Raw genomic sequence first — 23,821 nt, forward strand, 5'->3', positions numbered from 1 at the left:
TACGTACCTCCAAACGGCAACTATTCGGTTTCAGGAGGTACGTCATGCACCGCAGAGTCGCCCTGCTCTCCGCCGCCGCGATCGCCGTGGCCGGCGCACTCGTCCCGGCGGCCTCGGCCCAGGCGTCCAGCACCACCAGCAGCACCACTGGCGGGTTCGACCGCAACCCCGTCGGCTGGGCGGGCGCGGACTCGGCCTCGGAACGCAGGACCGTCCTGTCGTACTGGACGCCCCAGCGCATGCTGGCGGCGCAGCCGCTGGACACGCCTGAGATCCGCCGCTCCGGCGGATCCGGGCCCACCCAGGGCACCCCGTGGGCGACCCGCGGCGCGTCGTCCACCCCGACGCAGGGCCGCTCGTACGCGGTCCGCCCGGTGTCGGCCGAGCGCACGGCCGAGGTGCTGCAGAACAGCCCCGGCCTGCGCTGGACCGACGGCGGCGCGGTGACCCGCACCGTCGGCCGGGTCTTCTTCACCACGGCCGACGGCCGCAACTCCGCCTGCTCCGGCACCGCGGTCACCAGCGCCAACGAGAGCGTCGTGATGACCGCGGGGCACTGTGTGAAGCTCAACGGGGCCGCGCACCGCAACTGGGTGTTCGTGCCCGGCTTCGACAACGGCCGCCGCCCGTTCGGGACCTGGGTGGCGACCACACTGCTGACCACCCAGCAGTGGAATGCCAACGAGAACATCAACTTCGACGTCGCCGCCGCCGTGGTCGCGCCGCTCCAGGGACGTTCGCTCACGGACGTGGTGGGCGGGCAGGGCGTGGCGTTCAACCAGCCGAGGAGACGGCAGATGTTCTCCTTCGGCTATCCGGCGGCGGCCCCGTTCGACGGCTCGCGGCTCATCTACTGCAGCGGGCGCGCCATCGACGACACCGTGCAGACCAGGGACCTCGGGCTGCGCTGCAACATGACCGGCGGCTCCAGCGGCGGCCCCTGGTTCGCCGGTTTCAACGCCTCCACGGGGCAGGGCTGGCTCAACTCGGTCAACAGCTTCAAGTACGACTTCGCGCCGAACTTCATGTTCGGCCCGTTCTTCGGCAACGAGGCGATGGCCGTCTACCGGGCGGCCCAGAACGTCGGCGCCCAGTAACCGTGCTCACCCGGCGCCCGCCTCCCGCGGCGTCTGGCTGCGGTAGGAGTGGCCCAGCTCCGCGCCGAGCCCGAAGTAGTGGCGGAAGTTGTAGATGAGCGGGCTCCACGCGGCCGGGTCCACGTGGTCGGTGCCGGGTACGACGAGGCGCGGATCGGCGTGCACCCTGCCGACCGCGGCCTCGACGATGACGAACCCGCCCGAGACGGCCTCCCCCACCCGCTCGGCCCTGGCCTCCAGCTGGATGGGGCACTCGGCCACGCGCGGGGGCCGTACCGTCTCCGACGGCTCGGCCCGCAGCCCCGCCGCGCCGAACTTGTCGGGCTCGAACCGGCAGTCGGCGGGCTTGCTCGCCGGCACCGGGTCACGGCCGGTGAGCGGGGCGAGCCGCTCCACCGCCTCCCACTGGTGCGGGGCGGGCAGGTTGATCACCAGGCCGGCGCGCTCGGCGAGGTTGCGCGCGCTCTGGCCCTCGGCGCCGAGCCCGAGCACCACCACCTGGCCGAGCGCCCACGCCGAGGAGATCGGCGCGAGGTTGGCCGAGCCGTCCGCGTTCTCGGTCGTCAGGAGCACGACCGGGGTTCCGAAGTACAGGATGCTGGGGTTGATGGCGATATGGGGTGCGGTCATGAAGGCAGCCTAGGAAGGCGACATTCAAGCCCCGGTCGAAGCGTCGCGCGCAGGCGCGCGATCGTACGCAGGACCTCGGCCCGGTTCTTGGCGGTCTTGAGCCACGTCGGCAGCCGCTCGACCAGGCTGGCCGGAGCCCCGGCCACGACGTCCCCACGTTCGCGCAGCTTCGCGGCGACGTAGGACTCCAGGAGGTCGAGATGCCGGACGTTGTACGCCCACAGCACGTGTCCGCGGCAGCTCGCCTGCAACCAGACCGGCCGCCGGAAGAAGGGATCGACCGGACCGCCGACGACGACGGACCCGTCCGGCTCGTCGTCGACGTAGCCGCACTCCCCGCAGCACAGGCGCCGCGAGAGGACGAGCGCGCAGCCGTCGCACCGGGGACAGCGCACCAGCACCTCGTCGATGAAGTCGTAGGCGTACTTCCGTTCGCGCCGATCCCGGAACCGGTCACCTGCCACAGGATCAGCCTGCCAGCCTCCGCTGCTCGCGATCGGCCTGGCGCACTACGTGCTCCTGTGGCAGGGCGAGATCCTGACCGTGTACGCCGTCCTCGGCCTGCTGGTCCTGCTGCCCTCGTCCTGGCTGCCGCGCTGGGCCGTGGCCGGGCTCTCCGCCGCGCTCCTGGTGACGTCACTGCTCATCGGCGGCTTCTACGCCATGGTGCCCGCGCTGTTCCTGCTGGGCTCGGCGCTGGTCCGGTACGGCGTGATCGGCAGGATCGACCGGTCCACCCGCGTGCCCGCCCTCCTGGCGGCGGCCTTGGCGGCGGAGCGGCGCCCGCTCTGTGGGTCCAGGCATCAGGGTCACCCGCCGGCCCGGTCGTCCGGCTAGCTTCCGTCGTGGCCGGACTACTCCTCGCGGGCGTGTACGTATGCCTCGTCCTGCTGCTGCTCAGGACACCGCTCCGGCCGGCGCTGCAGGCCGTGTTCGCACCGCTCGGCCGCATGGCGCTGACCAACTATCTGACCGCCACGCTCCTCGTCCTGGCGGGCGGTCACCTCATCGGCGGCCGGCCGGGCGACTGGCCCTCCACGACGGTCATCCTGATCGCCGCCCCCATCCTCACCGTCCAGTGGCTGTTCTCCGCCTTCTGGGTGCCGACGCCGAGGCGCCTGAGCCCTCCGCGGCCCCGGCCCCGTCGGAGGGGGCCGGAGACCGGGGGGTCAGTCCTGCAGGGCCTTGCGCAGCTTGGCCAGCACGGCGCGCAGGATGCGGGAGACGTGCATCTGGGAGATCCCGAACTCGGCCGCGATCTCGGACTGGGTCATGTTGCCGTAGAAGCGCATCAGCAGGATGTTGCGCTCCCGCTCCGGCAGGGCGTCGATGAGCGGCTTGACCGCGTGCGCGCCCAGCATGTTGTCCAGCGCGTCGTCCTGCGCGGGGATGAAGTCGCCCAGGTCGGCCGCGTCCTCCTCGCCGCCGACCGGCGCGTCCAGCGACAGCGTGTTGTAGGCCGACGACGCGTCGAGCGTGAGCAGCACGTCCTCCTCGGAGATGCCCATCTTCGCGGCCAGCTCGGCGACGGTCGGCGAGTGGCCGAGGGTCTGGGTCAGCTCGGCGGTGGCCTTGTTCAGCTCAAGCCGGCGCTCCTGGTAGACGCGCGGCACCCGGATGGCCCAGGTGCGGTCGCGGAAGTGGCGCTTGACCTCGCCGACCATGGTGATCATCGCGTAGCCGCGGAACTCGTGCCCGAGCTCCGGGTCGAAACCGTTGATGGCCTTCATCAGGCCGACGTACGCGGCCTGACGCAGGTCCTCCATGGGCTCACCGCGGTGGTAGTAGCGGCGGGTGACCTCGTTGACCAGGCCGCTGTACATGTCCACAAGACGCTCGCGGATCCGCACCTGGTGCAGGTCGGAGGTCTCGGGCCGGTTCATCTCGACCAGAAGCTGCTCGGCCGTCATCTCTTCGAGTGCGATGTCCAGGACTGCCATCTGATACTCCGAGAGTAGATCTGAGGCGCCCCTGCGGACGGCAAAAAAGCCCAGGCAGAGGCACACCACGTTTGTCGCGTGAGCTGAAGCCCTCTGCTGGACTTCGTGAAGGGAGATTCCCAATCAGTTCTTTTTTATCACGGTTCCAGGTAACGAAACCATCACAACCGATCTCGTCCTTCTTGGTACCGGGTCCACTCTACCCCCATCACACCAAGGACAGGCAAGCCCGCGGGCGCGGGCGTCCCCGTCAGGAGGTCTTCTCGCCCGGCAGGTCGTGCTGGGTGAACATGTCGATGAGCAGGCGGACCGGCAGGTTGGCCTCGGTCGGATAGCGGAAGGACTGGTCGAGGTTGAGGCTGTAGTGGTTGCGCCGGCCCACGCGCTCGCGCGACAGGTAGCCGGCGTCGTGCAGGTCGGACACGATGCCCTGCACCGCCCGCTCGGTGATGCCGATGGTGGCGGCGATGTCACGCAGCCGCGCCTCCGGGTCCCGCGCGATCTCCAGCAGGACCCGGGCGTGATGGGTGAGGAAGGTCCAAGTGGAAGGACGTTCCTGCGAGGCGCTCACCTGATCTCATGCTCCCGGCTCGGGCGGTGCCCCAGCCCTGTTCGAACGAGACTTGAGGCTCTTCTGCGGAAGATCCTATAACGAACTTCTCTTCCGGTATCAGCGAGCCGCCGAGCCTGGCGGGGCCGGAGATGTTTCCGTGGCCGCAGCGCGGTAACACCTTCTTCCGGAACCGAAAGGAGTGCCGCATGGAGCGACCGGCTACCGACACGGGCACCAGGCACGTTTCCTGCACCCCTGCTCCGGCCGACCAGCTCTTCGAGATCACCGTGCTCGACCTCGCCGACGGCGACGACCAGGGCGACTGGCACACGATCGGCTGGGGCGTGGACCGCCGGCACGCCGACAGCATCGCCGAGTCGTTCGTCACCCGTTCCCTCAGCCCCTACGCGGCCGCGCGCGTCCGCCACAACGGCCATCTGGTGGGCGAGCACCGCCGCCCCGGCTAGGTGCGGGGGTCCCGGGCGAGACCCCCGCGAGATCATCAGGTGCCGTCGATCAGGCGGACGGCGAGGGCCGGGCTGAACTGACCGGCCGGTGTGTCCGGGGCGATGCCGCAGTTGCCGTCGGAGTCGCCGGGGACCTTCACCCACAGCAGCATCTCGGTGCCGCCGTCGCCGCCGACCTGGGCGGGCGTGCCGAGCTGTCGGCCTGCGGGGTTGCACCACTCGCCGTTGGAGCCCTTGCCGTTGCGGCTGGTGTCGATCACCCACTTGGCCCCGCTGCCGAGCGCCCCGCTGACCGAGGACGCGTAGGCGGCCGACTGGGCGGTCGGGTAGTAGTTGGAGACGTTCACGGCGAAGCCGCGGATGTTGCCCACGCCCGCGTTGCTCAGCCGGGTCGCCATCGTCCCCGCCGCGACCCAGCCGGCGTTGCCCGCGTCGAGGTAGGCCCAGGTGTTGGGCGCCTTGTCGCGGAACTGCTCGGTCGCGTACGTCAGCATGCGGTTGCGCGCCTGCACGGCGGCGTCGTCCATGCAGGCGAAGTCGCCCAGGGAGTCGGGCTCGATGATCACGACGGCGGGCCGGGCGCCGATGCCGGACGCGAACGCGGAGATCCAGCTCTTGTACTCGGCCTCGCTGCCGGCCCCTCCCCCGGAGTGCCCGCCGCACGCGTCGCGGCCCGGGATGTTGTACGCGACCAGCACCGGGAGCTTGTCGGCCGCGTCCGCCGCGGACACGTACGCGGACACGGCGGCCCCGACGTCGCCGCTCCAGCCGCCGATCCAGCGGGCCATCGGCTTGGACGCGATGGCCGACTGGATTCGCGCGGCCCGGGAGTCTCCGGGGTTGCTCCGCACCCAGGTCGCCGGGTTGGAGCCGGGGTCGACGTAGAAGCCGTCGGTCATGGCGACCGGCCCCGACGGGGACTGCTCGGTCAGCGAGACGTTGTCCAGGAAGAAGCTGAAGCCGGCGTTCTTGCCGAGCTGGAACGACACCTGCCCGGCCGTGGTGCCGAGGCCGGAGGTGAAGGGGAAGCTGAAGCGCTTGCTCGTCGTGGAGAGCGAGAGCGACCTGGTCAGCGTGTTGGTGTAGGGGGCGTCGGCGAGCTGCACGGTGGTGACCGCGGTGACCGCGGCCGAGGCCGAGGCGTCGAACGAGAGGGTGTACGCCTTGCCCTGGGCCAGGGGGATGTCGTTCTGGGCCACCATCGCGTCCCACGGGTTGGCGGTGCCGCCGGTCACGGTGACCCGCAGCCGGCCCGCGTCCACGGTCATCGAGGTGTTCGCCGAGTTCCACCAGGGCGCGGTGCCGGCCGTGAACGTGCCGTTGACCACCAGCTGGGGCGCCGCGGCGGCGGGGACCGCGGACAACGCGGTCACGGTCGTGGCCACCGCGATCAGGCGGGTTAACAGTCGCACGAAGAGTTCCCTTCTGGGCGTCCTGAAAGTCGCGAAGCCCAGGATCACAGAGATCAGCAAATCTCGTGACAAGTCGGGAAAAGTCGTTACGCGCCAGCCGGAGCCCCCGTCAACCGGGGCACGCCGGCGGGCACCGGCTTGGCGAGGGTGGTCGTCGTGGCGTCGGACGACTCCGTGCGGTAGCCCTCGGCCTGGTAGAGGCGGATGTTGCGCTCGCTCCTGGCGCCGGTGGACAGCACGACGCGGCGGCAGCCGGCCTCGGCGGCGGCTTCGGCCTCGTGCAGCAGCCAGCGGCCGACGCCCTGGCCGCGCAGGTCGGGGACGACGCCGAGGCGTCCCACGTGCCAGTCGTCGTCCACGCGGCGGGTGCGCACCATGCCGAGGAGCCGGCCGTCCCGCCACAGGCCCGTCGTCCGCCAGGTGGCCAGCCAGGCGCGCACCTGCTCCAGCGACTCCTCCAGCGCGGTGATGGCCAGGGTGTCGTTGGCCAGCGCCTCCTCGACCCAGCAGCAGCGCTGGAGCACCAGGACGTCCGGGGCGTCGTCGGGGGTCAGCGTCCGCACGTACGAGCCCGGCAGGGGCGCCGGCCGCGAGGCCGGGCGGACCCGCTCGCGCATCGGCCGCAGGGCGTGGGCGAGGCGGACGAGCTCGTCGAGGACCCCGACGGCGGCCGCGCCGCGCCCCGCGTCCGGACGGAACCGCCCGTCGTGCATCTGGTCGGCGATGCGCAGGGCGACCGTGGCGCCCAGCGGCACCAGCCGCAGCGTGGTCACGACCTGCTTGGCGTGCTGGACCGACCGGGTGCCGGCCGAGGTGTTGCCGTAGCTGACGAACCCCATCGGCTTCCACGCCCATTCGCGGCCGAGGTAGTCGAGGGCGTTCTTGAAGGCGGCCGGCATGCCGTAGTTGTACTCGGGGGTGACGGCGATGAAGCCGTCCGCGGCGTCCACCGTCGCGCTCCACCGCCTGGTGTGCTCGTGCTGGTAGACGCCGGCCCCCGGCTCGCCCTCCTCGTCGAGGAACGGCAGGGCGAGGTCGCCGAGGCTGACTGGCAGGAGCTCCACGCCCAGCTCCGCGGCCCGCGGCGCGATCGCGTCGATGAGCCACCGGCCGACCGCCGGGCCGAGGGCGCCGGGACGGGTGCTGCACACGAGGACGAGGACCCGAAGAGGTTTCGTTGACATGGAAACGAACGTAGCTGGTATCTTGTTTACATGTCAACGAAGCGGTCCCATGAGACGGTGCGCTGGCTCGACGCGGACGAGGAACGCGCCTGGCGCGCCCTGCGCCGCATGATGATCGCGATCCAGACCCGCACCGCCCACGACCTGGCCGCGCTCGGCCTGTCCGAGCCCGACTACGAGGTGCTGAGCACGCTCTCCGAGCATCCCGGCCGCACCAGCACCCTGCACGAGCAGGCCGCCAAGATGGGCTGGTCGCGCAGCCGGCTGTCCCGGCACGCCACCCGCATGGAGGCCCGCGGCCTGCTGCGCCGCGAGCCCGACCCGGACGACGGCCGGGGCTGCTACCTCGTTCTCACCGAGCACGGCCTGGAGACGCTGGAGGACGCCGCCCCGGCCCACCTGGAATCGGTCCGCCGCCACGTCATCGACCGGCTCTCGCCCGCCGACCTGTCCGCCGTGGAAGAGATCGCCCGCAAACTGGAAGAACCCTTCGGCGGCTAGCTGAGCAAGCCTCGGCGATACCCCTCGCCGACGGCCGCGGCGCGGTCGCGGACGCCCAGTTTGTCGTAGATGTGCAGCAGGTGGGTCTTGATGCTGGCCTCGCTGATGAAGAGCTTGGCGGCGGCCTGGCGGTTGGATGCGCCGTCGGCGACGAGGGCGAGGACCTGGAGTTCGCGGTCGGTGAGTGCGGCCTTGACCGGTTTGCGTACCTGGCCCATGAGGCGGCCCGCGACGGAGGGCGACAGGACCGGCTCGCCGGCCGCCGCGGCGCGGACGGCGCGCAGGAGCTCGTCGGTGGGGGCGTCCTTGAGGAGATAGCCGGAGGCGCCGGCCTCGATGGCGGGCAGGACGTCGGAGTCGCCGTCGAAGGTGGTCAGGACGAGGGTCTTGATGTGGGGGTGGGAGTGGCGCAGGGCGGTGATGGCGGTGACGCCGTCCATCTCGGGCATGCGCAGGTCCATGAGGACGATGTCGACCTGGAGCGCGGCGGCCCGGTCGACGGCTTCGCGGCCGTTGCCGGCCTCGCCGGCGACGTGGATGTCGGGCTCGGCTTCGAAGGCGGCGCGCAGGCCGTGGCGGACGATGGGGTGGTCGTCGACGATGAGGAGGCGGATCACCGGGGGTTTCCTTGGAGGGCGGGGACGGTGGCGCTGACGGCGGTGCCCTCGCCGGGCGTGCTCTCGACCTCGAGGGTGCCGCCGACGCCGCGCAGGCGTTGTCTCATGCTGCTGAGTCCGAATCCGCCGCTGTCGGGATTGTCGATGCCGGTGCCGTCGTCGCGGATGTCGAGCAGCACGACGGCGCCGGTGTAGGAGAGGGTGAGGCCGGCGCGGGTGGCGTCCGCGTGCTTGGCGACGTTGGCGAGGGCCTCCTGGGCGACACGGAACAGGGTGACCTCGATGGCCGGGCTGAGGGGGACGCGGTCGCCGGTCACCTCGACGTGGAGGTCCACGCCGGTGGTCTGGGTCCAGTTGCGGGCCAGGGTGGTCATGGCTTCGGGCAGATGGGCGTCCTCCAGCTGGTGGGGCTGGAGGGCGGCGACGGAGCGGCGGGCCTCGGTGAGGCTGTCCTGGGCGAGGTCGAGGGCGAGTTCGAGGTGGGTGCCCGAGTCCTCGACGCGCTGGGCGGCGCGGAGCTGGGTGATGATGCCGGTGAGGCCCTGGGCGAGCGTGTCGTGGATCTCGCGTGCCATGCGCTGGCGTTCGTCGAGGATGCCGGCCTGGTGGGCCTGGGTGAGGAGCTGGGCGTGCAGGTCGGCGTTCTCCTCCAGGGCGATCTGCAGGTCGCTGACCGCTTTGCGGTATTTACGCTGCCGGTCCTCGATCCTGATGCCGGCGATGTGGCCGCCGCCGATGGCGACGGTCTGCACGGCGACGATCGCCAGGTGGAAGGCGACGAGCTGAGGGGTGGCCTGGGTCCAGTCGAGCGTGGATCCGTACAGGACGACGGAGGTGGCGGCGACGGCGGCGAAGGTCCACTTGGAGGGAGCGAAGTGGGCGGCGAGGAAGTAGCCGGAGATGCAGTAGATGACGAAGATCGGGTCGTGGAAGCTCAGCAGCGCGGCGGTGGCCAGGACGCCGGCGAAGTGAACGGTGACGGCGACCCGCCGCCTGCGCACGGCATGGAGCAGGGGGCGGGCGCCGAGCAGCCAGGCGAGGGCCAGCGCGGTGAGCGCGAGGGTGTGGGGGATCTCGTCCGCCGGCCGCTCGGGTGCGGCCAGGCTGATGACGAGGGAGGCGGCGAGGGTGATGTAGGGGACGATCTCGGCGATGCGCTCGAAGCGTCGCTCCCAGGTGGAGGGCGGGAAAGGGTCGTCCATGTGGATAGTGCCCCTTCTCTCGGATCGCTTCACCCGGTGGCGGTGTCCGACGAGGACGAGCTTAGGCGCATGGGGATCAAGATCGCGTAACCGTACATGAGCAGCCCCAGGGCGATCATGAAGATGATCGTGGGCCATTGCCAGACCGGCGGGAGATGGAGGGCGAGGAACCACACGGGGTCCTGGATGCCGACGATCTTCATGACCAGGGGCACGAGCCCCTGGGGGAACAGGGGAAGCCAGGCGATGGTGTAGCAGACCGTGACGCCGATGCGGTGCTGGATGGGCAGGTCCGCGGTGGAGGGCTTGTCGGCCTGGGGCGCCGGGCCGTGCTTCATGAGGTTGAGCAGCTCGATCCCGTGGCTCTCCAGCCTGCGGTGGGCGATCCGGCCGAATCCCCAGGCGCAGAGCACGCCGGTCAGCACCCCGGTGGCGATGCCTGCCCAAGGGTGCAGGAGGACGGCGGCGGCCGTGGGAAGGGCGGTCGTGGGAACCGCGACGAGCACGAGCCAGGCGAGGCTGGTCTCGGCGGTCTCGTCGGCGCCGGTGCTGAGCGGGTTGCCGCCGCGCTTGTGGGGGTCGGTGCCGGGGACGAGCGAGGTGACGGCGAGCAGGATGACGACTCCCGCGCCGCCGCCGAGGAGGGCGGGGAGCAGGCCGAGCACCCACGGCCAGGCCCAGGTCTCGCCGCTGACGAGGGTGCCGGCCACGGAGAGGACGACGGCCGCCGGGCCCACGATGAGGAACCAGGCCAGCTGACGGCCGCGTACGTCGGCCCGCTCCGCCCCCGGCGTCATAAGGGTGAGCCACAGGGCGGTCCCGTCGGCGCCGTAGAGGTTGGCCGAGGACGCGGCGGCCATCACGATCGCGATGAGCCCCATGAAGGGGACCATGGCCCAGACGCCGATGGTGACGAGCAGGAGGGGGGTGACGAGCGCGTAGGCGAAGGCGGTCGCGAGGAGCTGGATGCGGACGAGGTCGCGCCACCAGGCACGCAGTTCCTTGGCGGCCACGACGCGGGCGCCGCCGGCGGTGGGGAAAGGCCGGGGCGCGCCGCGGCGGGGCGGCACACCGCCGCGTACGGCCGACACGACGCGCCGTGACAGCAGGGCCGCCCAGGCGGCGAGGAGGAGGGCGATCACGCCGGCGTTGCCGGCGAGGATGGCGAGGGCGAGGGGCCAGGACGCTTCCACGGCCGCCACCCCCCACCCGGAGGGCAGGACGCGGACCAGGATCTCCGACCAGGCGGCGGTGTCGGCACCGCCGAGAGCCACGAGGAGCGCCCAGCCGTTGCTGCACAGGGCGATGGCGGTGCCGGTCAGGACGCCCACGGCGACCGCGGTGGCACGGGACCTGACGAACAGGCCGATGAGCGCCACGATGACGCGGGAGACCATCACCATGGTGACGAGCGTGGCGACCGCCGCGACCAGGCCGATGAGCACTCCGGCCGGGCCGAAGCGCCAGCCGTACACGGGCAGGGACAGCAGGGCGACGAGGTTGACCGCGGGCGCGGGGCCCGCGAAGGCCCCGGCGAGCAGTGCCGCCGCGATCCGGCCCGGCGTGGCCGGGAGCATCGAGAAGTACTCGGGCCGCAGGGCCTCGTTGCCGCCGCCGATGAAGATGGGGCCGAAGATCCAGCCGGAGAGCCACACCGCCAGGGTGACGGGCAGGTAGGCGGGCCACAGGACGGCGACCGCGATCGTCCCGAAGGCCAGGATCAGCCCGAGCGAGGCGCCGCCGTAGAGGTTGGTGGCGTTGTCGCCGCGCAGGGAGTTGCGGGTGAGGGCCAGCCGCATGCGGACCATGTGCCGGGCCAGGGCGGCCGGGCCCGGGGTCACGAGGTCAGCCATGCCAGCCCCTCCGTTCCGCCGGCGCGGGCGCCGACGAGGTCGATGAAGGCGTCCTCCAGGGTTCCGGCGCCGCGTACGTCGGCCAGCGGCCCGGCCGCCACGACCCGGCCGTCGGAGATGACGCCGACGTGGTCGCAGAGCTGCTCGACGAGGGCCATGACGTGGCTGGAGATGATCACCGAGCCGCCATTGGCCGCGAACCTGCGCAGGATCGTCCTGATCGTGGCCGCGGAGACGGGGTCGACGGCCTCGAACGGTTCGTCCAGGACGAGCAGGCGGGGCGCGTGCAGGAGGGCGACCGCCAGGCCGATCTTCTTGCGCATGCCCGTGGAGTACTCGATGACCAGGGTCCGCTCGGCGGCGTCGAGCTCCAGGATCTGGAGGAGCTCGTCGGTGCGGTCGGCGACCACGTCGGGCTGGAGGCCGCGCAGCAGGCCGAGGTAGGTGAGGACCTCGCGGCCGGTCAGCCGCTCCGGCATGGCGTTGCCGTCGGGCAGCACGCCGATCAGTCCCTTGGCCCGTACGGTGTCCCGCCAGACGTCCACGCCGAAGATCTCGGCGCTGCCGGCGTCGGGGCGGAGCAGGCCGACGGCCATGGCCAGGGTGGTGGTCTTGCCGGCTCCGTTGGGGCCGACCAGACCGTAGAAGGAACCGGCGGGGACGGTGAGGTCGATGTCGTCCACGGCCAGATGGTCGCCGAAGGCTTTGCGGAGGCCCGTCGTGCGGAGGGCGGGCTCCTGGTGTGTTGGCATGCCTTGAGCATCGCGCGGGGGCCGGGGGCGACAGATCGTCCGGGCGGGGAGCGAGACGGTGGATTCCGGCATCAACCGATCGGTTGATGCGGAACGCCGTGTCAGCCCGGCCGGCGGGCGTACGCGATCCGCCTCGCCGGCCGCCAGCCGGCCACCAGGACGGCCGCCAGCAGGAGTTCGGCGAGGTCGCCGCCGTAGTACATGATCTCGGCGGCGCCGGTCCGCTGCGCGGCGGGCACCGGCAGGTCCACCCCGAGCCCGGCGTACATGAGCTGGGAGAGGCCGGCGTGGGCCGCGACGGCCACGCCCAGCACGACCAGGCGCGCCGGCACCGAGGGGCGGCGCGGGGCGGGGTCAGGACCGGCGATCGCCCACGCGAACAGGCATCCCGACAGCAGGAAGTGCACGTGCACCAGCTCGTGCAGCCACGGCGTGACCAGGGCGGCGCGGTAGAGCGGCGTGCAGTAGAGCACGATCATCCCGCCGGTGCTCAGCACGAGCGCGGTGACCGGGTGCGCCAGCAGGTGCGGCACGCGGGCCCGCAGCAGGCCGCCGAGGCGGCGCGCGTACGGGCGGGGCAGCGCGCGCAGGAGCAGGGTCACCGGCGCGCCGAGCACCAGGCCCAGCGGCGCGAGCATGGCCACCAGCAGGTGCTGCGTCATGTGGCCGCGGAAGTCGGCCGCGGCGTACGCGGCGAGCGGCCCGGTGAGCGCGAACGCGGCGAGCGCCGCCCCGCCGGTGAACGCCGCCGTCCGCCACCGGCTCCAGCCCGGGGTCCGCGCCGCCGCCACGAGGTAGCCGACGAGCAGCAGGGCGAGCAGCACCGGCAGGGTGGCGGTGTGCTCGTGCTGGTGCGTCACCGCGGGGGGCCGGCCGCCGTACGCGGCTCGCACAGGTCGACGACCCGCGCCCCGCGCTGCAGACCCCAGCCGCCCGCCACGAGCAGCGCGCCGAACAGCAGGAACCCGAGGTCCCAGGCGAGCTGTCCCGGCCCGGTCCGTACGTGGTGGATGCCCAGCAGGTGGTGGTCCACGACGCCCTCGACCAGGTTGAACAGCCCCCACCCCACGAGGACCCAGCCCCACAGCGCCCGCGAGCGCCACACCCGCCCGCGCGAGGCGGTGACCCGGGAGTACAGCAGCCCGATGCCGGTCAGCACCGCGATCCAGGTGAAGGTGTGGAACAGGCCGTCCCAGAGGGTGTTCATCTGGAGGCCGGGCACGGTGGTCACCGGATAGTCGCGCACGCCGATGTTGTCGGTGTCCGTGCTGCTCAGCATGTGGTGCCACTGCAGGATCTGGTGCAGCAGGATCCCGTCGACGAACCCGCCGAGCCCGATGCCGAGCACCACGCCGGGCAGCGCGATGCGCCGCCGGTCGTCGCCGGCCCTACTCTCCTCTGCCATGGCGACCCGCCTACCCCGCGGGCGGCGGCTCACGCCACGGGGGGCTCGACCGGCTCGCCGAACGCGGGCATCCCGACGAGCTTCATCAACCGGCCCATCTGCTGCGGGACGTCACGGACGACCGCGCGGCCCGGGGCGGCGAAGGCCGCGAGCGCCCGCAGGCCGGTGACGTCGGTGAAGCTCACCCCGCCGACGTCGACGACGAGCTCGTCGTCGATCCGCCGGGCCTGCTCCAGCGTGCGCCGCAGCTCGGCGGCGTTGCTGCGGTCGATCTCGCCGACGACCCTGACCAGCGAGGGGCCGGGACGGACGGTGCAGGTGACGCGGAGGAGGGGATCGACGTGGAGCAGGTGCTCGGCGGCTCCGCTCTCGTCGTGGCCGGTCGCACCCCGCCGCGTGTGCGCCTGGAGCGGATGCAGCACCTGCCTCATCACTGCCTCCTCGCCCGTGTCGTGGGACCCGGGGGGACCCGGCTGTTCCACGGTAACCGCGACGAACAATACACGAATTACTTTTCCGTAGAAAATCTTCACTGATTCCGGCCGGTGGTCCGGGAAGGACGCCCCGGCGTAGGGTCTGGGGCGTGATCGATGATCGGACGGCGCCGCTGGCCGGGCTGCGGGTGGTCGAGCTGTCGAGCTTCGTCGCCGCGCCGCTCGGCGGGATGACGCTGGCGCAGCTCGGCGCGGACGTCGTACGGGTGGATCCGATCGGCGGCGGCCCCGACATCGGGCGCTGGCCGCTCGCGCCCTCCGGCCGGAGCCTCTACTGGGCGGGACTCAACAAGGGCAAGCGCTCGCTCACCGTGGACCTGCGCTCGGCGCGTGGCCGCGAGCTGGTCGCCGGGCTCGCCGCCGCGGCGGGCACGCTGGTGACCAACGCGCCGCCGCGGCCGGGGCTGACGTACGAGGAGCTGCGGGAGCGGCGGCCCGACCTGGTGTACGCGCGGCTGCTCGGCCACCGCGACGGGCGCAGCGCCGTGGACTACACGGTCAACGCCGAGCTGGGCTTCCCGTACGCGACCGGCCCGGAGGATCACGACGGGCCGGTCAACCACGTGCTGCCCGCCTGGGACGTGGCGTGCGGCCTCTACCTGGCGATCGGCCTGCTGGCGGCCGACCGGCGGCGGGCGGCGACCGGAGAGGGCCGGCACGTCGAGCTCGCCCTGCACGACGTGGCCCTCGCCACCGCCGGCAACCTCGGCTACCTCGCGCAGGCCCAGCTCGGCGAGGCCCGGCCGCGCATCGGCAACGACCTGTACGGCGACTTCGGCCGCGACTTCGGCACCTCCGACGGGCGGCGCGTCATGGTCGTCACGCTCACCGCGCGACACTGGCGCGACCTGGTGGCGGTCACCGGGCTGGAGCGGGTCATCGCGGCATTGGAGGAGGCGCTGCCGGCCGACTTCAGCCGCGACCGCGACCGCTACACGCACCGGGAGGCGCTGGCCGGGCTGCTCGCGCCGTGGTTCGCCGCGCGGACGGCGGCCGAGGCGGGCAAGGCGCTGGCGGGCACGTCGGTGCTGTGGTCGCACTACCGGACGTTCGCCGAGACGGCGACGGGCCTGGCGCGGCACCCGCTGATGGCCGAGCTGACGCAGCCGGGCGTCGGCCCGCACCTCGCGCCGGGGTCGCCGCTCGTGCTCGACGGCCGCCAGGCCCCGCCGGAGCCCGCCCCCGAGCTGGGGGCGGACGCGGAGACGGTGCTGGGCGAGCTGCTGGACCTGCCGCCGTCGGAGGTCGCGACCCTGCGCGCGGACGGCGTGATCGGCTGAGCCCCGCGAGGCGGCGTGATCGGCTGAGCGGCGCAGCACTCAACCGGGCGGGGGGCGCGGCACCCAGCCGGGCGGGGCGGCGCGGCACTCAGCCCGGCGGGGCGGCGCGGCCGTCAGCCGGGCGGGGCGGCGGTCTCCTCGGTGATCCGCTTGAGGTGGGTGTTGCGGAGCAGGATGAGCCGGGCCAGGTAGCGGCGCAGCACCAGGACCTCCGCCACGACCCCGAGCGGCCCGGCGGGCGCGGCGAAGTCGACCACGTCCCGCATGACCGTCCCCTCCCCGTCCGGCGCGAGGACGAAGTGGTGCGCGTGCCGCCACCGCCGGAACGGGCCCGCGACCTGCTCGTCCATGAAGTACGCGGGCCGCTCGTACCCGCTGATCAGCGACGTCATCCGCCAGGGGACGCCGAAGTGCCGGGCCCGCCAGGTGACCCGGTCGCCGGGCCCGAGCAGGCCGGAGGTGACGCCGGCGACCGCCCGTTCGCGGGAGGCGGCCATCGAGGCGGTGTGGAGCTCGACCGACAGCGAGGTGTCGAAGACGAGCTCGGGCGGGGCGTGGATGAGGGTCACGACCTCGAAGCACGATGACACGCCCCAGATGCTACGTTTCGCCCCCTTCGAGGGAGCGCCCCCGGCGGTGCTACGCTCCTCCTCGAACCGATCGGTACCATCTAAGGGAGCAACCGTGGCCGACCCGCTCATCACCGACCCCCTCGACGTGCCCGGCCCGCGCGCGGCCACGGTCCCGCTTACCGTCGGCAGCGCCGGCACGCCGCTGCCCGGCGTCCTGCACGTGCCCGCCGGCCCCGGCCCGCACCCCGTGCTGATCCTGCTGCACGGCTTCCCCGGCAACGAGCGCAACTTCGACCTGGCGCACGCCGCCCGCAGGGCCGGCTACGCGTCCCTGGTGTTCCACTACCGGGGCTCGTGGGGCGCGGCCGGATCGTGGTCCTGGGCGCACGTGCTGGAGGACGCGGCGGCGGCGGTCGCCGCGATGCGCGACCCCGCGACCGTCGCGGCCTGGCGCCTGGACCCCGACCGGCTGGCCGTGGTCGGGCACAGCGCGGGCGGGTTCGCCGCGCTCATGACCGCGGCCGCGCTGCCGTCGGTGGCCGCCGCCGGGTCGATCGCGGGCTTCGACTTCGGCGCGGCCGCCGCCGCCTGCCGCGCCGACCCCGCGCTCGCCGACGCCTACGTCGAGGCGTGGCGGGACGAGCTGCTGCCGCTCGCCGGCACCAGCGCCGAGGACCTGGTGGCCGAGATGCTGGCGGCCGGCGACGCCTACCGCCTGGCCGGCCTGGCCGACCGGCTGGCCGGGCGCCCGGTCCTGCTCGTCGGCGCGGGCCTGGACACCGTCGCGCCGCCCGAGGTCCACCACCGGCCGCTGGTCGAGGCGTACGCGGCCCAGCCCGGCAGCCTGCTCGACCACCACGTCCTCGACACCGACCACGCCCTCGCCGACCAGCGGGTGGCGCTGGCCCGCACGCTGATCGGCTTCCTCGACCGGCGGCTCGGATGACGCCCGCTTCGGGCTGATTCAACGCTGGGTGCGCGGGTAGTTGCGGAAAGTGAACATGCGAACCATCGCCGTTGCCGTGGCCCTGGCGGCCCTGACCGCCGGATGCACGAAGACGACCATCGACACCGCGCAGCACGCGCCGCAGAACGACGGTGCCAACGGCGACGCGAGCCAGACCCTCCACCTGCGCAACGTGTTCGTGCTCAGCGCCACCGACCCGGCCATGCCCTTCCAGCAGAACTACCTGTACGGGGTCGTCATCAACAACGGGCACCAACCGGCTCAGCTCGAACGGATCACCCCGGAAGGGGGCGGCTCGGTGCAGTTGCCCGGGCCACTCACGGTGCGGCCGCTCGAGCCCGTCGGCACCGGCGAGCGGCCCATCGCCACGGTGACCGGGGTGAGCGGCGGCACAGTGGCGATGACGTTCACCTTCACCGGGGCCTCGCCCTTGCGGCTTCAGGTGCCGGTCATGGAGCGGGCCGGGTCGTACACCCACCTGACGCCGCCGCCCGGCGGCCCCACCGCTCCGGCGGCCTCACCCACCTCCTGACTCCCATCGGACCGCCCGTCCATTGACTTCCCGGACGGAAGGTCGCAGACTCGGGCAACCAGCCACGGCCCGATCAGCACCACAGAGATCGGGACGGCGGGCACGAACGTCATCGGGGAGACGGCGGCCGGTCGCAGGGGCAGGTCACGCGGGGCGAGGTCCGCGCCGGCTGCGGGGCGCGCACACCCGCCCCGCCACACCCTGCCCCTGCGCCATCGCTCACGGGACCGCCCCCTTCTCACCATCGCCCATGTCCTGGTGTGCACGCATCTATACAGTTAACCAAGCGCTTGCTACGCTCCGCCCATGGTGCCCACCGTCATCTGGGGGACCGGCAACATCGGCCGCGCCGCCATCCGCGCCGTCGAGGCGCATCCCGGCCTTGAGCTGGCCGCCGTCCTCGTCCACGACCCCGACAAGGCCGGCCGCGACGCCGGCCCCCTGAGCGGCCTCGGCCACGACCTCGGCGTGGCGGCGACCACCGACGTGGACGCCGTCCTCGCCGCCGCACCCCGCGCGGTCGTCTACGCCGCCTCCGGCGACATCCGCCCCGACGACGCGCTCGCCGACGTCCTGCGCGCGGTCCGCGCCGGCGCCGTCGTCGTCACCCCCTCCCTCTACGCCCTGTACGACCAGCGCAACGCCCCGCCCGAGCTGCGCGCCCGGGTGCTGGCCGCGATCGAGGAGGGCGGCGGCTCGCTGTTCGTGTCGGGGGTGGACCCCGGCTGGGGCAACGACGTCCTGCCGCTGCTGATCAGCGGCCTCGGCGCCACCGTGGACGCCGTACGCTGCCAGGAGATCTTCGACTACACCGCCTACGACCAGCCCGACTCCGTCCGCTACCTGGTCGGCATGGGCCAGCCGATGGACTACGAGCCGCCGATGATCGCCCCCACCGTGCCGACCATGGTGTGGGGCGGCCAGGTACGCCTGATGGCCCGCGCCCTCGGCGTCGAGCTGGACGAGATCCGCGAGCGCGTCGAGCGCCGCCCCCTCGACGCGAGCGTCACCACGCCGGCCATGGGCGTGTTCGAGGCGGGCACGCAGGGCGCGCTCCGCTTCGAGGTGCAGGGCGTGGCGGAGGGCGAGGCGCGCATCGTCGTCGAGCACGTCACCCGCATCCATCCCTCCTGCGCCCCCGACTGGCCCGCTCCCCCGGCGGGCGGCGACGGCGCGCACCGGGTGATCATCGAGGGCAGCCCGCGCATCGAGGTGACGGTGGAGGCCACCGACGAGGGCGGCAACCGCGCCGCGGGCGGCAACGCGACCGCCGCCGGCCGCCTGGTGAACGCCATCGACTGGCTGGCGGCGGCCGAGCCCGGCCTGTACGACGCGCTCGACGTGCCGCTCCGCCCCGCGACGGGCCGACTCGGAAGGAAACACCCGTGATCGTCGACATTCCCGAGGACAAGGACCCGATCGCGTACGTGTGGGGCGAGATGGTCCCCGGCATCGGCCCCGCCGCCGCGGGCTTCTCCCTGGCCGTGTACGCGCACACCACGCTGGGCCTGCGCGAGTTCGAGGCGGCCAGGCTGCGGATCGCCCAGCTCAACGGGTGCATGTTCTGCCTGGACTGGCGGACCGAGCGGGACGGCGAGAAGGTCGAGGACGGCTTCCTCGACGCGCTGGCCGAGTGGCGCACCACGGACGCCTTCGACGAGCGCACCCGCCTGGCCGCCGAGTACGCCGAGCGCTACGCCCTCGACCACCACGGCCTGGACGAGGAGTTCTGGGCCCGGATGACGACCCGTTACAGCCAGGCCGAGATCGTCGAGCTGAGCATGTGCATCGGCTCCTGGTGGGCCTTCGGCCGGCTCAACCGGGTGCTCGGCCTGGACACCGCGTGCGTGCTTCCCGGCGCCGGACGGTCCCCCGCCGGCGAGCGTCGTCGAGAGAAGTGAGGAACCCCCCATGAACGACGCCTCCTCCTTACGCCCCTCCTCCGACCTTCGGCTGACCCGACGCGGGTTCATCGCCGGCACCGGCGCCGCGGTCGTCCTGGGCGGGGCCGCCCCCGCGCGGGCGGCCGCCCCCGCCGCACCCATCGCGGACGGGGCGCACGTCCCGGTCCTGGTCATCGGCACCGGCTACGGCGGCGCGGTCGCCGCGCTCCGGCTGGCCCAGGCCGGCGTGGACGTCCACATGGTGGAGATGGGCATGGCCTGGGACACGCCGGGCACCGACGGCAAGATCTTCTGCAACACGCGCGAGCCCGACTACCGGTCGTTCTGGCTGCGCACCCGTACGAAGGCGCCGCTCAACTACTTCCTCGGCTTCCCCATCGACCGCGACATCCCCCGCTACACCGGCGTCCTCGACGCCGAGGAGTTCGCCGGGATCACCGTCTACCAGGGCCGCGGCGTCGGCGGAGGCTCGCTGGTGAACGGCGGCATGGCGGTCACCCCCAAGCGGGAGAACTTCGCCTCCGTGCTCCCCACGGTGAACGCGGCCGAGATGTACGACGTCTACTACCCGCGCGCCAACGCCGGGCTCGGCGTCGGCACCATCGACCCGGCCTGGTTCGAGTCGACCGCCTACTACCAGTACGCCAGGGTCGGCAGGAAGCACGCCCAGCGGTCGGGGTTCCCGTTCGTCTTCGTCCCGGACGTCTACGACTGGAACTACATGAAGCAGGAGGAGGCAGGCACCGTGCCCAAGTCGGCGCTGGCCGCCGAGATCCTGTACGGCAACAACGCGGGCAAGAAGTCGCTGCAGAAGACGTACCTGGCGCAGGCGAAGGCGACCGGCCGGGTGGCGATCTCGCCGCTGCACCGCGTCACGTCGGTCGCCCCCGCCGGCTCCGGCCGGTACGCGGTCACGATCGAGCAGCTCGGCACCTCCGGCGCGGTCACCGCCACCAAGACGGTCACCGCCGACCGGGTCTTCTTCGCCGCGGGCAGCGTCGGCACCAGCAAGCTGCTGGTCAAGCTGAAGGCCACCGGCGTGCTGCCGAACCTGAACGGCGAGGTCGGCAAGGGCTGGGGCGACAACGGCAACGTCATGTGCGGCCGGGCGAACCACCTGTGGGACCCGACCGGCGACCGGCAGTCGGCGATCCCGTGCGCCGGCATCGACAACTGGACGGCCGGGGGCGCGTTCGCCGAGGTCGCGCCGCTGCCGACGGGGATCGAGACGTTCGCCTCCTTCTACCTGTCGATCACCCGCAACCCGAACCGCGCCGAGTTCACCTGGAACGCCGCGGCCGGCCGGGTGGACCTGAGCTGGCAGACGGCGTGGAAGCAGCCGTCCATCGACATGGCCAAGACGATCTTCGACAAGATCAACTCCAAGGAGGGAACGATCTACCGGACCGACCTGTTCGGCGTCTACAAGATCTGGGGGGATCACCTGACGTACCACCCGCTGGGCGGAGCGGTGCTCGGCCGGGCCACCGACAACTACGGCCGCCTGTCCGGCCATCCCGGCCTCTACGTCATCGACGGGGCGCTGATCCCCGGCAACACGACCGTCAACCCGTTCGTCACCATCACGGCGCTGGCCGAGCGCAACATCGAACGCGTCATCGCCACGGATCTCTGACCACGGACAGGCGTCCGTAGGCCGACCGTCCAGGCACGCCCCCTGCTCGCCTTACCCGGTGACCGCGGCTGGGACGGGCGGTTTCCCGCCCGTCTCGGCAGCCGCTGTGCGGACAACCCGCCCCGACGGTCTAGAGTCGGAGCGGCGGGATCCGAGCAGGGAGGCGTTCACATGGCACGTGCCGACACCGGCCCCGACTTCATCGAGGCGCTGGCCCGCGGCCTCGACGTGATCAGGGCGTTCCAGCCGGGCCGGCCGGTCATGTCCCTGACCGAGGTGGCCACCGCGACCGGCCTCGCCCGGCCCACCGCCCGCCGCATCCTGCTCACCCTCCAGGAGCTCGGCTACGCGCGCAGCGAGGCGGGCGGCTACGCGCTCACGCCGCGCGTGCTGGAGCTCGGCGTCTCCTACGTGCGCTCGATGGGCCTGTGGGAGGTGGCCAGGCCGCACATGGAGCGGCTGGTGGCGCAGACCCGCGAGTCCTGCTCGATCGCCCAGCTCGACGGCTCCGACATCGTGTACGTCGCCCGCGTCGCCGTCCCCAAGATCGTCACCCTGTCCGTGCAGATCGGCACCCGCTTCCCGGCCCTGCAGACGTCCCTGGGCAAGGTCCTGCTGGCCGCGCTGCCGCCCGACCAGGTGGACCGGGTGCTGGCCGAGCCGAGCCGGTCCGGCGTCGAGCCGCGCTGGCGGCCCGACGCGGCCGAGCGGGACGCCGCGCTGCGCGAGGTCCGCGCCAAGGGCTGGGCGATCACGGACGAGGAGTTGGCGCTCGGCATCCGCAGCGTGGCCGCGCCGCTGCGCGACGGGCTCGGCAACGTCATCGCGGCGCTCAACGTCAACGCCCACGCCGCCGAGACCTCGGTGGAGCGCCTGTCCGACGAGCACCTGCCGCTGCTGCTGCGGACGGCGAGCGCGATCAGCGCCGACTGGGCGACGTACGAGACGGTCCCGCACGTCACGGTCACCTCGTGACGCCGCCCGCGCAGCTGTCGCGGGCGGTCAGTCGACGTGAGGATGCCGCCGCGCCAGATAGTCGTTGAGCTGCCGCCATTGCGTGGGGTGGATGTCCAGCGTGCGTAGTTCGCCCGGCTCGACCCACCGCACGTCGCTCGCCTCGTCGTTCGCCTCCGGCCGCCCGCCGACCGGACGGGCGATCAGCATGACCTCGTACTCCTGGCGGATCTCCCCGTCGGAGTAGGCGACGACATGACCGGGGTCCGAGTAGATCCCGAGAATGCCCACCGGCTCGACCCGCACACCGGTCTCCTCCTCGGTCTCGCGCACGGCACACTGGGACGGCGTCTCACCGATCTCCATCTTCCCCATGGGCAGCGCCCACTGGCCGGTGTCGCGCCGGCGCTGCATGAGAATGCGGCCCGCGTCGTCCACGGTGACCGTCCCGCAGGCCGGCACCAGGCTGTTCGCCTTCGGGGCGCCGGGGTCGTTCCAGTACTCGACTCGTCCCATGTGGTCCCTCTCAAATTTCGGCGCCGGACCATGGAACCGCCTCGGCCCAGACGCGCTCGAAAGACGACATGTAATGCTCGGCGATCGTCCCTCCGTCGAGACGGCGGAAGTGGAAGGTCGGGTTGGCCGAGGCCGGCTCCCCGTACGCATGCGGATTGACCAGAAGGTCATCGTCGTAGCGGAACAGCGAGGCGTACAGCGTGGTGGAGTGCAACCGGATCTCACAGCCGTCCAGCTCGGGCAGCGTCCGGTAGTAGGTCAGGGAAGAGCGGATCTTCGCGGCCAGGGTGCCGCCCAGCCCCTCTTCGCGGTCGCGGGTCTCGACGGACCGGGCGCTGGAATCTCCGAAGCACAGCCTGATCGCCACACCTCGGCGTGCGGCCTCGGCCAGCGATCGAGCGATCTTCGGCTGCGTCTGGGCGTAGAACGTCCCCGAGAAGACCAGGACGTCCACCCGCTCCTGGGCATCGGTCAGGAGCCGTAGCCACAGCTCGCGGGGCACGCTGGCGCGGTCGGGAAAGACCTCCACGAGTTCCGACCTGCTCGCCCGGCCTCGCCGCGCCTGGCTGCTCTCCAGCACGTCAGGCCACAGGTACGTCTCGTCAGCGCTCAGCAGCTTCGCCGCCGCCCACCGGTGTCGCCGATGCGGAAGCCGGCCGGTATTGATCCAACGTTCGACCGTCTTGGGCTCGACACCACACCTCTCGGCGAGGTCTTCCAGTGCCACACCATGACGGAGCATCGCTGTGCGTAGGCGCTCGTTCACGCATTCCAGTGGACGCGAACGTCCGGGACGTTTCAAGACCGACTTGGGACGTTTCTGAGTAGCACAACACGTCCCGACAACGGGATGCGGCGAAGTTCAAAGGTCCCGTCCACCTGGCTTCACTTGGGCCTACCAGCACCGAAGCCACTGGAGGTGGGTGGATGAACACACAACACGCCCCTGAGATCCTGACGTCGCTTAACGCGGCTCAGCAGTTGCAGCGGGAGTTAGCCCACCAGGACATCTCCAGCGACGCCCACGACGGCTACGGCATCGCGCTCGTCTCCGTCCGGGTCGGGCTCGTCGTCTGGTGTCACCATGATGGCTTCTGGTGGCGTACGGGCTGGGAACCGGGCCGCAAGCGCGCCGTCTATGCCTGGCACCCGCTCACAGAGCCAGGACGAGCAGCACGACGTGTCGCCCTGCGGTACGCAGAACTGCGCAGATGGCCTCCAGCAGGAGTACGACCATGAACCGGGCCTTGCAGCAGCTGCTCACCAGGTTTCCCGGGTGGCAGATCACCGACATGGCCGGCGGCTGGATCGCGTTCCGCTCCATCCGCGTGCGCGGTGACAGCGGCCTCTCCA

28 protein-coding genes and 1 pseudogene are annotated in these 23,821 nt (G+C 72.2%); 12 read left to right on the plus strand and 17 right to left on the minus strand.

Features of this window, described 5'->3' with window-relative positions; translation table 11 throughout:
* Positions 1-44: 44 nt before the first annotated feature.
* Positions 45-1,097 (plus strand): trypsin-like serine peptidase, encoded by a 1,053-nt coding sequence (locus ABD292_RS00855; RefSeq protein ID WP_344204405.1) that lies wholly within the window; start codon positions 45-47, stop codon positions 1,095-1,097.
* A 6-nt stretch (positions 1,098-1,103) separates the two neighbouring features.
* Here the strand turns inward: ABD292_RS00855 and ABD292_RS00860 are convergent, their stop codons facing one another.
* Both ABD292_RS00860 and ABD292_RS00865 read right to left on the minus strand, forming a co-directional pair.
* The gene (locus tag ABD292_RS00860; RefSeq protein ID WP_344204407.1) at positions 1,104-1,727 is read right to left on the minus strand and encodes a flavin reductase family protein; all 624 of its coding nucleotides are present in this window, start codon (positions 1,725-1,727) and stop codon (positions 1,104-1,106) included.
* Positions 1,724-2,191, minus strand: coding sequence for a hypothetical protein (locus ABD292_RS00865; protein ID WP_344204409.1), 468 nt, complete (start codon positions 2,189-2,191; stop codon positions 1,724-1,726). The genes ABD292_RS00860 and ABD292_RS00865 overlap by 4 nt, the downstream gene beginning before the upstream one ends.
* 49 nt (positions 2,192-2,240) lie before the next feature.
* On the opposite strand from ABD292_RS00865, the gene ABD292_RS00870 reads away from it, so the two are divergent.
* Positions 2,241-2,564, plus strand: coding sequence for a hypothetical protein (locus tag ABD292_RS00870; protein WP_344204412.1), 324 nt, complete (start codon positions 2,241-2,243; stop codon positions 2,562-2,564).
* 8 nt (positions 2,565-2,572) lie between these two features.
* Positions 2,573-2,770: pseudogene (locus ABD292_RS00875) on the plus strand (DUF418 domain-containing protein); the annotation flags it as partial.
* Positions 2,771-2,896: 126 nt separating this feature from the next.
* Here the strand turns inward: ABD292_RS00875 and ABD292_RS00880 are convergent.
* Both ABD292_RS00880 and ABD292_RS00885 read right to left on the minus strand, forming a co-directional pair.
* Entirely contained in the window at positions 2,897-3,667 is a 771-nt protein-coding gene (locus tag ABD292_RS00880; protein ID WP_020546016.1) for a SigB/SigF/SigG family RNA polymerase sigma factor, read from the minus strand.
* Positions 3,668-3,917: 250 nt separating this feature from the next.
* The gene (locus ABD292_RS00885; RefSeq protein WP_344204415.1) at positions 3,918-4,238 is read right to left on the minus strand and encodes a helix-turn-helix transcriptional regulator; all 321 of its coding nucleotides are present in this window, start codon (positions 4,236-4,238) and stop codon (positions 3,918-3,920) included.
* Positions 4,239-4,426: 188 nt separating this feature from the next.
* On the opposite strand from ABD292_RS00885, the gene ABD292_RS00890 reads away from it, so the two are divergent.
* A complete protein-coding gene (locus ABD292_RS00890; protein WP_344204417.1) occupies positions 4,427-4,687 on the plus strand; it encodes a hypothetical protein in 261 nt (86 codons plus the stop codon).
* A 35-nt stretch (positions 4,688-4,722) separates the two neighbouring features.
* On the opposite strand, the gene ABD292_RS00895 is transcribed toward ABD292_RS00890, so the two are convergent.
* Positions 4,723-6,099 (minus strand): glycoside hydrolase family 6 protein, encoded by a 1,377-nt coding sequence (locus ABD292_RS00895; protein ID WP_344204420.1) that lies wholly within the window; start codon positions 6,097-6,099, stop codon positions 4,723-4,725.
* A gap of 86 nt (positions 6,100-6,185) precedes the next feature.
* Positions 6,186-7,283, minus strand: a complete 1,098-nt coding sequence (locus ABD292_RS00900) for a GNAT family N-acetyltransferase (protein ID WP_344204422.1) — start codon at positions 7,281-7,283, stop codon at positions 6,186-6,188.
* Between the two features lie 30 nt (positions 7,284-7,313).
* Between ABD292_RS00900 and ABD292_RS00905 the strand changes: the two genes are divergently transcribed.
* On the plus strand, positions 7,314-7,784 hold the full coding sequence (locus ABD292_RS00905) for a MarR family winged helix-turn-helix transcriptional regulator (RefSeq protein WP_344204424.1): 471 nt from the start codon (positions 7,314-7,316) through the stop codon (positions 7,782-7,784).
* Here ABD292_RS00905 and ABD292_RS00910 read toward each other — a convergent pair.
* The 7 genes from ABD292_RS00910 to ABD292_RS00940 form a co-directional block, all read right to left on the minus strand.
* The gene (locus tag ABD292_RS00910) at positions 7,781-8,401 is read right to left on the minus strand and encodes a response regulator (protein WP_344204427.1); all 621 of its coding nucleotides are present in this window, start codon (positions 8,399-8,401) and stop codon (positions 7,781-7,783) included. The genes ABD292_RS00905 and ABD292_RS00910 overlap by 4 nt on opposite strands.
* Positions 8,398-9,603 carry a sensor histidine kinase gene (locus ABD292_RS00915; RefSeq protein ID WP_344204430.1) on the minus strand — a complete coding sequence of 402 codons (1,206 nt, stop codon included), beginning with the start codon at positions 9,601-9,603 and terminating at the stop codon, positions 8,398-8,400. Before ABD292_RS00915 ends, ABD292_RS00910 begins: the two co-directional genes overlap by 4 nt.
* A gap of 29 nt (positions 9,604-9,632) precedes the next feature.
* On the minus strand, positions 9,633-11,456 hold the full coding sequence (locus ABD292_RS00920) for a hypothetical protein (protein ID WP_344204433.1): 1,824 nt from the start codon (positions 11,454-11,456) through the stop codon (positions 9,633-9,635).
* On the minus strand, positions 11,441-12,208 hold the full coding sequence (locus ABD292_RS00925; protein ID WP_344204435.1) for an ABC transporter ATP-binding protein: 768 nt from the start codon (positions 12,206-12,208) through the stop codon (positions 11,441-11,443). Before ABD292_RS00925 ends, ABD292_RS00920 begins: the two co-directional genes overlap by 16 nt.
* Positions 12,209-12,309: 101 nt before the next feature.
* Positions 12,310-13,101, minus strand: a complete 792-nt coding sequence (locus ABD292_RS00930) for a cytochrome c oxidase assembly protein (RefSeq protein WP_344204437.1) — start codon at positions 13,099-13,101, stop codon at positions 12,310-12,312.
* Positions 13,065-13,613: a DUF2243 domain-containing protein gene (locus tag ABD292_RS00935; protein WP_344204440.1), complete on the minus strand. Its 549-nt coding sequence runs from the start codon at positions 13,611-13,613 to the stop codon at positions 13,065-13,067. The genes ABD292_RS00930 and ABD292_RS00935 overlap by 37 nt, the downstream gene beginning before the upstream one ends.
* 29 nt (positions 13,614-13,642) lie before the next feature.
* Complete coding sequence (locus ABD292_RS00940) at positions 13,643-14,044, minus strand: STAS domain-containing protein (protein ID WP_344204442.1); 402 nt, start codon at positions 14,042-14,044, stop codon at positions 13,643-13,645.
* A 152-nt stretch (positions 14,045-14,196) separates the two neighbouring features.
* Here ABD292_RS00940 and ABD292_RS00945 point away from each other — a divergent pair, with 152 nt between their 5' ends.
* Positions 14,197-15,387 (plus strand): CoA transferase, encoded by a 1,191-nt coding sequence (locus tag ABD292_RS00945; RefSeq protein ID WP_344204445.1) that lies wholly within the window; start codon positions 14,197-14,199, stop codon positions 15,385-15,387.
* Between the two features lie 113 nt (positions 15,388-15,500).
* On the opposite strand, the gene ABD292_RS00950 is transcribed toward ABD292_RS00945, so the two are convergent.
* Positions 15,501-15,977 carry an SRPBCC family protein gene (locus ABD292_RS00950; protein WP_344204448.1) on the minus strand — a complete coding sequence of 159 codons (477 nt, stop codon included), beginning with the start codon at positions 15,975-15,977 and terminating at the stop codon, positions 15,501-15,503.
* Positions 15,978-16,071: 94 nt separating this feature from the next.
* Between ABD292_RS00950 and ABD292_RS00955 the strand changes: the two genes are divergently transcribed.
* The 6 genes from ABD292_RS00955 to ABD292_RS00980 all read left to right on the plus strand — a co-directional run bounded on the left by ABD292_RS00955 (position 16,072) and on the right by ABD292_RS00980 (position 21,973).
* Positions 16,072-16,905 (plus strand): alpha/beta fold hydrolase, encoded by an 834-nt coding sequence (locus ABD292_RS00955; RefSeq protein WP_344204451.1) that lies wholly within the window; start codon positions 16,072-16,074, stop codon positions 16,903-16,905.
* Between the two features lie 55 nt (positions 16,906-16,960).
* Positions 16,961-17,458, plus strand: coding sequence for a hypothetical protein (locus tag ABD292_RS00960; protein ID WP_344204454.1), 498 nt, complete (start codon positions 16,961-16,963; stop codon positions 17,456-17,458).
* A 306-nt stretch (positions 17,459-17,764) separates the two neighbouring features.
* A complete protein-coding gene (locus ABD292_RS00965; protein ID WP_344204455.1) occupies positions 17,765-18,847 on the plus strand; it encodes an NAD(P)H-dependent amine dehydrogenase family protein in 1,083 nt (360 codons plus the stop codon).
* Positions 18,844-19,359 (plus strand): carboxymuconolactone decarboxylase family protein, encoded by a 516-nt coding sequence (locus tag ABD292_RS00970; protein ID WP_344204458.1) that lies wholly within the window; start codon positions 18,844-18,846, stop codon positions 19,357-19,359. Before ABD292_RS00965 ends, ABD292_RS00970 begins: the two co-directional genes overlap by 4 nt.
* Positions 19,360-19,369: 10 nt before the next feature.
* On the plus strand, positions 19,370-20,998 hold the full coding sequence (locus ABD292_RS00975; protein ID WP_344204461.1) for a GMC oxidoreductase: 1,629 nt from the start codon (positions 19,370-19,372) through the stop codon (positions 20,996-20,998).
* 171 nt (positions 20,999-21,169) lie between these two features.
* The gene (locus ABD292_RS00980) at positions 21,170-21,973 is read left to right on the plus strand and encodes an IclR family transcriptional regulator domain-containing protein (RefSeq protein ID WP_344204463.1); all 804 of its coding nucleotides are present in this window, start codon (positions 21,170-21,172) and stop codon (positions 21,971-21,973) included.
* A 27-nt stretch (positions 21,974-22,000) separates the two neighbouring features.
* Here the strand turns inward: ABD292_RS00980 and ABD292_RS00985 are convergent, their stop codons facing one another.
* From ABD292_RS00985 to ABD292_RS00995, 3 genes are all read right to left on the minus strand, one after another.
* Entirely contained in the window at positions 22,001-22,468 is a 468-nt protein-coding gene (locus ABD292_RS00985) for an NUDIX hydrolase (RefSeq protein WP_344204465.1), read from the minus strand.
* A gap of 10 nt (positions 22,469-22,478) precedes the next feature.
* Positions 22,479-23,234: an XRE family transcriptional regulator gene (locus tag ABD292_RS00990; RefSeq protein WP_344204467.1), complete on the minus strand. Its 756-nt coding sequence runs from the start codon at positions 23,232-23,234 to the stop codon at positions 22,479-22,481.
* A gap of 387 nt (positions 23,235-23,621) precedes the next feature.
* A complete protein-coding gene (locus ABD292_RS00995) occupies positions 23,622-23,792 on the minus strand; it encodes a hypothetical protein (protein ID WP_344204469.1) in 171 nt (56 codons plus the stop codon).
* Between the last annotated feature and the right edge of the window lie 29 nt (positions 23,793-23,821).

The organism is Nonomuraea bangladeshensis, assembly GCF_039529455.1.
In the GTDB taxonomy this organism is placed as follows: Bacteria; Actinomycetota; Actinomycetes; order Streptosporangiales; family Streptosporangiaceae; genus Nonomuraea; species Nonomuraea bangladeshensis.

What these genes read in the sequence shown, in the direction of transcription:
- ABD292_RS00855 (WP_344204405.1), top strand. Translation starts at nt 45, where the DNA reads ATGCACCGCAGAGTCGCCCTGCTCTCCGCCGCCGCGATCGCCGTGGCC.
- ABD292_RS00860 (WP_344204407.1), bottom strand. Translation starts at nt 1,727, where the DNA reads ATGACCGCACCCCATATCGCCATCAACCCCAGCATCCTGTACTTCGGA.
- ABD292_RS00880 (WP_020546016.1), bottom strand. Translation starts at nt 3,667, where the DNA reads ATGGCAGTCCTGGACATCGCACTCGAAGAGATGACGGCCGAGCAGCTT.
- ABD292_RS00890 (WP_344204417.1), top strand. Translation starts at nt 4,427, where the DNA reads ATGGAGCGACCGGCTACCGACACGGGCACCAGGCACGTTTCCTGCACC.
- ABD292_RS00900 (WP_344204422.1), bottom strand. Translation starts at nt 7,283, where the DNA reads ATGTCAACGAAACCTCTTCGGGTCCTCGTCCTCGTGTGCAGCACCCGT.
- ABD292_RS00905 (WP_344204424.1), top strand. Translation starts at nt 7,314, where the DNA reads ATGTCAACGAAGCGGTCCCATGAGACGGTGCGCTGGCTCGACGCGGAC.
- ABD292_RS00915 (WP_344204430.1), bottom strand. Translation starts at nt 9,603, where the DNA reads ATGGACGACCCTTTCCCGCCCTCCACCTGGGAGCGACGCTTCGAGCGC.
- ABD292_RS00920 (WP_344204433.1), bottom strand. Translation starts at nt 11,456, where the DNA reads ATGGCTGACCTCGTGACCCCGGGCCCGGCCGCCCTGGCCCGGCACATG.
- ABD292_RS00925 (WP_344204435.1), bottom strand. Translation starts at nt 12,208, where the DNA reads ATGCCAACACACCAGGAGCCCGCCCTCCGCACGACGGGCCTCCGCAAA.
- ABD292_RS00935 (WP_344204440.1), bottom strand. Translation starts at nt 13,613, where the DNA reads ATGGCAGAGGAGAGTAGGGCCGGCGACGACCGGCGGCGCATCGCGCTG.
- ABD292_RS00940 (WP_344204442.1), bottom strand. Translation starts at nt 14,044, where the DNA reads ATGAGGCAGGTGCTGCATCCGCTCCAGGCGCACACGCGGCGGGGTGCG.
- ABD292_RS00960 (WP_344204454.1), top strand. Translation starts at nt 16,961, where the DNA reads ATGCGAACCATCGCCGTTGCCGTGGCCCTGGCGGCCCTGACCGCCGGA.
- ABD292_RS00965 (WP_344204455.1), top strand. Translation starts at nt 17,765, where the DNA reads ATGGTGCCCACCGTCATCTGGGGGACCGGCAACATCGGCCGCGCCGCC.
- ABD292_RS00975 (WP_344204461.1), top strand. Translation starts at nt 19,370, where the DNA reads ATGAACGACGCCTCCTCCTTACGCCCCTCCTCCGACCTTCGGCTGACC.
- ABD292_RS00980 (WP_344204463.1), top strand. Translation starts at nt 21,170, where the DNA reads ATGGCACGTGCCGACACCGGCCCCGACTTCATCGAGGCGCTGGCCCGC.
- ABD292_RS00985 (WP_344204465.1), bottom strand. Translation starts at nt 22,468, where the DNA reads ATGGGACGAGTCGAGTACTGGAACGACCCCGGCGCCCCGAAGGCGAAC.
- ABD292_RS00995 (WP_344204469.1), bottom strand. Translation starts at nt 23,792, where the DNA reads ATGGAGCGGAACGCGATCCAGCCGCCGGCCATGTCGGTGATCTGCCAC.